6 protein-coding genes and 2 tRNA genes are annotated in these 7,335 nt (G+C 73.8%); 5 read left to right on the top strand and 3 right to left on the bottom strand.

Annotated elements, in window-relative coordinates:
• Nucleotides 1-85: 85 nt before the first annotated feature.
• The 3 genes from ETD96_RS44610 to ETD96_RS11995 all read right to left on the bottom strand — a co-directional run bounded on the left by ETD96_RS44610 (nt 86) and on the right by ETD96_RS11995 (nt 1,887).
• Nucleotides 86-176: transfer RNA gene (locus ETD96_RS44610), tRNA-Leu, on the bottom strand.
• 1 nt (nt 177) lies between these two features.
• Nucleotides 178-251 (bottom strand) — tRNA-Leu (locus tag ETD96_RS12000).
• A 208-nt stretch (nt 252-459) separates the two neighbouring features.
• Entirely contained in the window at nt 460-1,887 is a 1,428-nt protein-coding gene (locus tag ETD96_RS11995; RefSeq protein ID WP_138636389.1) for a protein kinase domain-containing protein, read from the bottom strand.
• A 164-nt stretch (nt 1,888-2,051) separates the two neighbouring features.
• Here ETD96_RS11995 and ETD96_RS11990 point away from each other — a divergent pair, with 164 nt between their 5' ends.
• From ETD96_RS11990 to ETD96_RS11970, 5 genes are all read left to right on the top strand, one after another.
• Nucleotides 2,052-3,491, top strand: a complete 1,440-nt coding sequence (locus ETD96_RS11990) for an aldehyde dehydrogenase (protein WP_240807539.1) — start codon at nt 2,052-2,054, stop codon at nt 3,489-3,491.
• The gene (locus ETD96_RS11985) at nt 3,488-4,222 is read left to right on the top strand and encodes an SDR family oxidoreductase (protein ID WP_138636387.1); all 735 of its coding nucleotides are present in this window, start codon (nt 3,488-3,490) and stop codon (nt 4,220-4,222) included. The genes ETD96_RS11990 and ETD96_RS11985 overlap by 4 nt, the downstream gene beginning before the upstream one ends.
• A gap of 50 nt (nt 4,223-4,272) precedes the next feature.
• Nucleotides 4,273-5,115 (top strand): NAD(P)-dependent oxidoreductase, encoded by an 843-nt coding sequence (locus ETD96_RS11980; protein WP_138636386.1) that lies wholly within the window; start codon nt 4,273-4,275, stop codon nt 5,113-5,115.
• The gene (locus ETD96_RS11975; RefSeq protein ID WP_138636385.1) at nt 5,108-5,485 is read left to right on the top strand and encodes a carboxymuconolactone decarboxylase family protein; all 378 of its coding nucleotides are present in this window, start codon (nt 5,108-5,110) and stop codon (nt 5,483-5,485) included. Before ETD96_RS11980 ends, ETD96_RS11975 begins: the two co-directional genes overlap by 8 nt.
• A 66-nt stretch (nt 5,486-5,551) precedes the next feature.
• Nucleotides 5,552-7,330: a beta-propeller domain-containing protein gene (locus ETD96_RS11970; RefSeq protein WP_205719222.1), complete on the top strand. Its 1,779-nt coding sequence runs from the start codon at nt 5,552-5,554 to the stop codon at nt 7,328-7,330.
• Nucleotides 7,331-7,335: the final 5 nt, after the last annotated feature.

The raw sequence follows: 7,335 nt of genomic DNA, 5'->3' as shown, positions 1-7,335 counted from the left end.
GGATTCGAACCCACTCAGCGCGAGGCGCCTGGGTTACAGCCAGGCCCGACTCTCCGAGCGTCGGCGCCGCCCCTTGACGTTGTCGTACCTCCGGAGGGATTCAGTGCCAGCCCTGGCCGACCAGATCCAGCACACGGCACCTCATGCCGCTGTCTCTGCCGTTGGACTACGGAGGCGTGCGGCTCCCGGGAGTCGAACCCGGAACGTCCACTTCCTGAGAGTGGTCCCTCTGCCGGTTGGGGTAGAGCCGCGTGGTCGCGAGGTGGCGTCACTCGCGACGGCTCGGCCGGGTTCCTTAGAAGGCGGGATACCGGCCGGGGCGGGCGTGCGACGCCGAGGGCAGTCGAAGTCGATACTGCTCCAGAGCCATGGCCGGTCCTCCTCTCAGCCGTCGTGTGCGGGCCGACGACGTCCACGGTGCCATCGGCGGCGGGACGGCCGCAACGGGTTTTCCGGCGGTCAGGTCTCGTCGGGCAGGGACCAGCCGAAGGCGACCAGCGCCCAGAACGCGACCATGATCCAGCCGAGCGCGATCCCGGTCACCGCGAGGCCGAGCCCGCGCTCGCCGGAGCGCCGCACCCGCACCCACGCCAGGTGCCCGGCGATGATCGCGGGGATGGACGGCAGCCCGCACGTGATCAGCCCGACCGCGCCCATGGACACCGCGTAGATCGCGAGGCTGTTCATCGGCGGCTTGCCCGGCGGCGCCGCGTACAGGTGCGGAGGCGACGTCTGGTGTCCGTGATGACCGGTGTGCTGCTGCCCGTACACGGCCGAGCGGGCGGCGATCGCGTCGGCGTAGCGGGTCCAGGACTCCGCCTCGGCCGTGCGCCCCTGGCCGTTCAGGAGCACCGCGAGGCTGCGCATCGCGGAGGGGTCGCCGGCCTGCGCCGCGTGCCGGTACTGCTGCTCGACCAGCGCCTCCGCCTCCCCCGCGGCGAGCGGCGGCGCCGGCGGCGGGACGATCGAGGACGTGTGCGCACCGGCCGCCTGGGGGCGCTGCGGCGGCTGAGTGGGCCGAGACGGCGGCTGGCTGGACTGAGACGGCTGCTGGGTGGGCTGCCGGACGGGTGCGCGGGCGTCCTGCCGGACGCCGCTGGAGATCAGGCCGTCCAGCAGCGCCTGCGCGGACGGCCGCCGCGCCGGGTCCTTGGCGAGCGCCGCCCGGACCGCGCCGAGCAGCATGCCGTCCAGCCCGCTCAGGTCGGGCTCGCCGCTGACGATCTGGTGGATGACCGCCGGGATCGAGGTACCGCCGAAGCACGTCCCGCCGCGCGCCGCGAACGCCACGGTCGCGCCCCACGCCCACACGTCCGACGCGGGGCCCGCGCCGCGGCCGTCCAGCTGCTCGGGCGACATGAACGCGGGCGTGCCCACGATGCCGCCGGTCGCGGTGAGGCGCGTGCCGTCCACGGACCGGGCGATGCCGAAGTCGATGACGCGCGGACCGAACGTGGACAGCAGCACGTTGGCGGGCTTCAGGTCGCGGTGCACGACGCCCGCGTCGTGGATGGCGGTGAGCGCGGTCGCGATGCCGACCGCGACGGCCTCCAGGTCGGCGCCGCGCAGCGGGCCGTCCTTCGCCACGGCGGCGTCGAGGCTCGGCCCGTTGACGAACTCGGTGACCAGGTAGGGCGGGTCCGCGGCGGGGTCGGCGTCCAGGACGGGCGCCGTGCAGAAGGGGCGGACGCGCTGCGCCGCCGCGACCTCCGCCTGGAACCGCGCGCGGTACTGCCGGTCGGCGGCGAACTCCCGCCGGATCACCTTGAGGGCGACCTTGCGCCCGGACGCGTCCAGGCCCGCGTACACCGTGCCCATGCCGCCCTCCCCGAGGCGGTCCACGACCCGGTAGGGGCCGATGCGCTCCGGCAGGTCGGCGTGCGGCACGGACGTTCTCCTCGGGACGGCGGTCAACCCTCCAAGCCTGGCATATCCGGACACCTCGCGCGGCCCGTCCGGCCGTCCCGGCCCGGCACCGCCCGGCGCCGGGCCCTTGCGCTCCGGGCGGGGCTGAACTGTAGTCTGGACAAGTGTCCAGAACTACCGATCGCTTGCTTCTGCTGGACGGGCGGCTCGTCCCCGGGACGGGCGGCGCCTTCGAGACGATCAACCCCGCGACCGAGGAGGTGCTCGGCACCGCCGCCGACGCCTCCCCCGCCGACATGGACCGCGCGATCGGCGCCGCCCGCCGCGCGTTCGACGAGACCGGCTGGGCGACCGACCACGCGTTCCGGGCGCGCTGCCTGCGCCAGCTCCGGGACGGCCTGCGGCGGCGCGCCGACGAGCTGCGCGACCTGACGATCCGGGAGGTCGGCGCGCCCCGCTTCCTGACGTTCGGGGCCCAGCTCGACGCGCCCGTCGACGACCTGGGCTGGTTCGCCGACCTGGTCGAGTCCTACGCGTGGGAGCGCGACCTCGGCCGGGCCGAGCCGATGGGGATGGCCAGCCACCGGCGGGTCCGCCGGGAGGCGACGGGCGTCGTCGGCGCCGTCACCCCGTGGAACTTCCCGCACCAGATCAACCTGGCCAAGCTGGGCCCCGCGCTCGCGGCGGGGAACACGGTGGTGCTGAAGCCCGCGCCCGACACCCCGTGGTGCGCGGCGGTGCTCGGCGAGGTGATCGCGGAGGAGACCGACATCCCGGCGGGCGTCGTCAACGTCGTGACGTCGTCCGACCACGGGCTCGGCGCCCAGCTGACCCGGGACCCGCGCGTCGACCTGGTGTCGTTCACCGGCTCCACCGCGACGGGACGGGAGGTCATGGCGAGCGCGGCCGGCACCCTCAAGCGGGTCTTCCTGGAGCTCGGCGGCAAGTCGGCGTTCATCGTGCTGGACGACGCCGACCTGCGGGCGGCGTGCTCGTACGCGGCGTTCTCCGGGGTCGCGCACGCCGGGCAGGGCTGCGCGATCACCACCCGGATCCTCGTCCCGCGCGAGCGCTACGCGGAGGCCGCCGAGATCACGGCGGGGACGCTGGCCAAGCTCGGCGTCGGCGACCCCCAGGACGACCGGACGATCTGCGGCCCGGTGATCTCCGCGAGGCAGCGCGAGCGGATCGAGGGCTACCTGGAGCTCGCGGTCGAGGAGGGCGGCTCGTTCGCGTGCGGCGGCGGACGCCCGGAGGGCCGCGACAAGGGCTTCTGGATCGAGCCGACGCTGATCACCGGCCTCACGAACGAGGCCCGCGCGGCGCGGGAGGAGATCTTCGGCCCGGTGCTGGTCCTCCTGCCGCACGACGGCGACGACGACGCGGTGCGGATCGCGAACGACTCGCCCTACGGGCTGTCGGGCGCGGTGCACGGCGGTGACGTGGAGCGGGCGCGCGCGGTCGCGCGGCGGCTGCGCACCGGGACGGTCAGCGTGAACGGCGGCGTCTGGTACAGCGCGGACGTGCCGTTCGGCGGCTACAAGCAGTCGGGCATCGGCCGCGAGATGGGCGTGGCCGGGTTCGAGGAGTACCTGGAGACCAAGGCGATCGCGGAGGGCTTGTGAGGTTCGAGGGAAAGGTCGCGGTCGTCACCGGGGCCGCGCAGGGCATCGGCGAGGCGTACGCGCGGGCACTGGCGGCGGAGGGCGCGCACGTCGTCGTCGCCGACGTGGACGAGCGCGGGCAGGGCGTGGCCGACGACGTCAAGGGGCTGTTCGTCCGGACGGACGTGTCCGACCCCGCGTCGGTGGAGGCCATGGCGGCGGCCGCGAAGGAGCGGTTCGGCGGGATCGACCACCTCGTCAACAACGCCGCCATCTTCGGGACGATGAAGCTGGACTTCCTCTTCACCGTCGACTGGGACTACTACAAGAAGTTCATGTCCGTGAACATGGACGGTGCGCTGCTGTGCGCGCGCGCCTGCTACCCCCACATGCAGGAGCGCGGCGGCGGCTCCATCGTGAACCAGTCGTCCACGGCGGCGTGGCAGTACTCCGGCTTCTACGGGCTGGCGAAGGTCGGCGTCAACGGGCTGACGCAGCAGCTCGCGCACGAGCTGGGCGGCATGAACATCCGCGTCAACGCGATCGCCCCCGGTCCGATCGACACCGAGGCCAACCGGACGGTCGTGCCCGGCAACATGTCGCAGAAGATCGTCCAGGACAAGATGGCGCTCAAGCGGATGGGCGCCCCCGAGGACCTCGTCGGCGCGTGCCTGTTCCTGCTGTCCGACGACGCCGCCTGGATCACCGGCCAGATCATCAATGTAGACGGCGGCGAGGTGTTCAGGGCATGAGCGACGCGAACCGGGGGGCGCGGGGGGTCGTCCCCCCGCACGGAGCACGCATGACGGTCGCGTTCATCGGGCTCGGCCAGATGGGCGCCCCCATGGCCGGGCACCTGACGGGCGCGGGCCTGGTCGTCCACGACGCGCGCCCGGAGGCGGTGGCGCCGCTGGTGAAGGCGGGCGCGCGGGCGGCCAAGAGCGTCGCCGAGGCCGCCGCACATGCCGACCTGGTGTCGGTCATGGTGCGGGACGACGCGCAGGTGCGCGAGGTGGGCGCGGAGGTGCTCGCCTCGGCCCGTCCGGGCACGGTGCTGGCGATCCACTCGACGATCCGGGCGGCGACGGCCGAGGACCTCGCGGCGCGGGCCCGGCGCTACTCGATCGAGGTCGTGGACGCGCCGGTCAGCGGCGGCTTCATGGGGGCGAGCGCGGGCACCCTCGCGGTGATGGTCGGCGGGACGGACGAGGCGTTCGAGCGCTGCCGGGAGCCGTTCGGCGCGTGGGCGGACCTCGTCCTGCACATGGGGCCGGTGGGCGCGGGCACCCGCGCGAAGCTGGCCCGCAACATGCTGCACTTCATCTCGTTCACCGCCGCAGCCGAGGCGCAGCGGCTCGCGGAGGCGTCCGGGGTGTCGCTGCGCAAGCTCGGGCGGGTCGTCCGGCACACCGACGCGATCACCGGCGGCGCCGGCTCGATCATGCTGCGCCCGACGACCGCGCCGCTGGAGCCGGGCGACGACCTGTACGACATCCTGTGCCACACCCGGGACCTCGGCGAGAAGGACCTGTCCCTCGCCCTGGAACTGGCGGACGAGCTCGGGGTTGACGTCCCGCTCGCCCGGATCGCCCGCGACCGGTTCGGCCCCGGGCTGGGCTTGCCGAAGGGAGATAGCCATGGATGAGCGGCGCGAGCGCGGGCTGGAGATGATGCGGCAGGTCTACGGCTGGGAGGTCGGGGACGGGCCGGGCGACTTCTTCGGCATCACCGTCGACCACCTGTTCGGCGACATCTGGACGCGTCCCGGGCTGAGCATGCGGGACCGGCGGCTGCTGCTCGTCGGCGCCCTCGCGGGGCAGGGGCTGAACGACGTCCTGGACATCCAGATCCCGGCGGCGCTCGGCAACGGCGAGCTGTCGCCGGACGAGCTCCGCGAGATCGGCATCTTCCTGACCCACTACATCGGCTGGCCGCTCGGCTCGCGGTTGAGCGTCCAGATCGACACCCTCATCGCGAAGCACGAGAAGCAGCAGCGGAAGAAAAAGGACGAATAACGGAAACCGGGCGGCCGGTACGGGCGTCCAATGTCCATGCGGGGTCGAATCTCGGCAACGGCCGCAGTGACGCTCCTGGCGGCCGGCTGCTCCGGTACGCCCCCGTCCGGGCCGCGCCCCGACCCGGCGCCGGCGGTGCGGCTCGTCGCCTACGCCGGGTGCGACGCGCTGCTCGACGACCTGCGCCGCGCCACCGTCGACCGGGTCGGCCCGGACGGGCTGAGCGACGCGCCGATGCTGCCGGCGGACGGGACCTGGGCGCTGAGCAAGGGCGGCCGGCTGCCCGCCGAGGCCGCCGGGCCGCAGGAGCACTCGGCGACGAACGCCCACGAGCCGGGCGCGGACGAGCCCGACCGCGTCAAGACCGACGGCCGCCGGATCGTGGCGGTCGCCGGCGGCCGCCTCCGGGTCATCGACCCCGCCACCCGCAAGATCGCCCACACGCTGGACCTGCCGGGCTCCGGCCGGTTCGACCGCGCCGAACTTCTGCTCGGCGGCGACCGCGCGCTCGTGCTGACGAACCGCGCACCGTCCTACGCCGGCGACGCGCCGCCGCCCGGGTACACCGGCCGCGCCATGCGCCTCACGCTGGTCGACCTCGCCGGCCCGCCGAAGATCATCGGGACGATGGACTCCGACGTCCAGTACCTGGACGCGCGGCAGAGCGGCTCGACGGTGCGCGTCGTGGTGCGGTCGGAGCCGCGGATCGCCTTCCCCGGCGGGACGGGCCGGGAGGACGCGATCGAGGAGAACCGGGTGGAGGTCTGGAAGGCCCCGCTCGACGCCTGGCTCCCGGCGTTCACCCTCGGCGACGGCAGGGCGTACCGCGCGCCCTGCGACCAGGTCAGCCGCCCGTCCTCGTACAAGGGCTCGTCGATGCTGACCGTGCTCACCCTGGATCTGGGCAAGGGGCTCGGTGACCCGCAGCCCATCGCGGTCACCGCGGACGGCTCCACCATCTACGGCAACGGTAAGAGCCTGTACGTCACGGGCATGCCGCCGGAGCTGTTCAGGTGGTCGACCAAGAAGCGCCCAGAGCCGCACACCGACATCTACAAGTTCGACCTGGGCGGGAGCGGGCGCCCGCGCTACGCCGCGTCAGGGTCCGTCAAGGGGTTCCTGCTCAACCAGTACGCGATGTCCGAGCACGGCGGGAACCTCCGGCTCACCACGACCACCGACCGGGACAGTGCCAAGTCGCAGAGCTCGGTGCACGTCCTCGCCCAGCGGGGCGCCCGCCTCGACCAGGTCGGACGGCTCGACGGGCTCGGCAAGGGCGAGCGGATCCACGCCGTCCGGTTCCTCGGCGCCACCGCCTACGTCGTGACGTTCCGGCGGACCGACCCGCTGTACACGGTGGACCTCACCGACCCGCGCCGCCCCCGCCGCACCGGCGAACTCAAGATCACCGGCTATTCGGCGTACCTGCACCCGGCGGGCGGCGGCAGGCTCCTCGGCGTCGGCCAGGCAGCCGAGACGTCCGGCCGCACGACCGGCCTCCAGGTGTCCCTCTTCGACGTCTCCGGCGCGCCGCGCAGGATCGCCGCCTACACGCTGCCCGGCGCGACGTCCCAGGTCGAGTTCGACCCGCACGCGTTCCTGTACTGGCCGAAGTCCGGACTGACCGTCGTCCCGGCGTCGCGCGGCGACGGCATGGCCGACGCGGAGGCGCTCGTCCTCACGGTGACCGGCTCGTCCATCACCCGGGCGGGCCGCATCCGGCAGCCGGGCGGCGTCATCCGCTCGCTCGTCGTCGGCGACACCCTGTGGACGTTCTCCGACGACGGAGCCCGCGCGACCGGCACGGCCGCGCTCGACGAGAGCGCCTGGCTCCCCTACCGCTGACGCGC

The organism is Actinomadura geliboluensis (assembly GCF_005889745.1).
Classification (GTDB): Bacteria; Actinomycetota; Actinomycetes; order Streptosporangiales; family Streptosporangiaceae; genus Spirillospora; species Spirillospora geliboluensis.
Note: the sequence above shows the minus strand (reverse complement) of the source record. Positions and strands in the feature narration are given on the sequence as shown.

What these genes read in the sequence shown, in the direction of transcription:
- ETD96_RS11980 (WP_138636386.1), top strand. Translation starts at nt 4,273, where the DNA reads ATGACGGTCGCGTTCATCGGGCTCGGCCAGATGGGCGCCCCCATGGCC.
- ETD96_RS11975 (WP_138636385.1), top strand. Translation starts at nt 5,108, where the DNA reads ATGGATGAGCGGCGCGAGCGCGGGCTGGAGATGATGCGGCAGGTCTAC.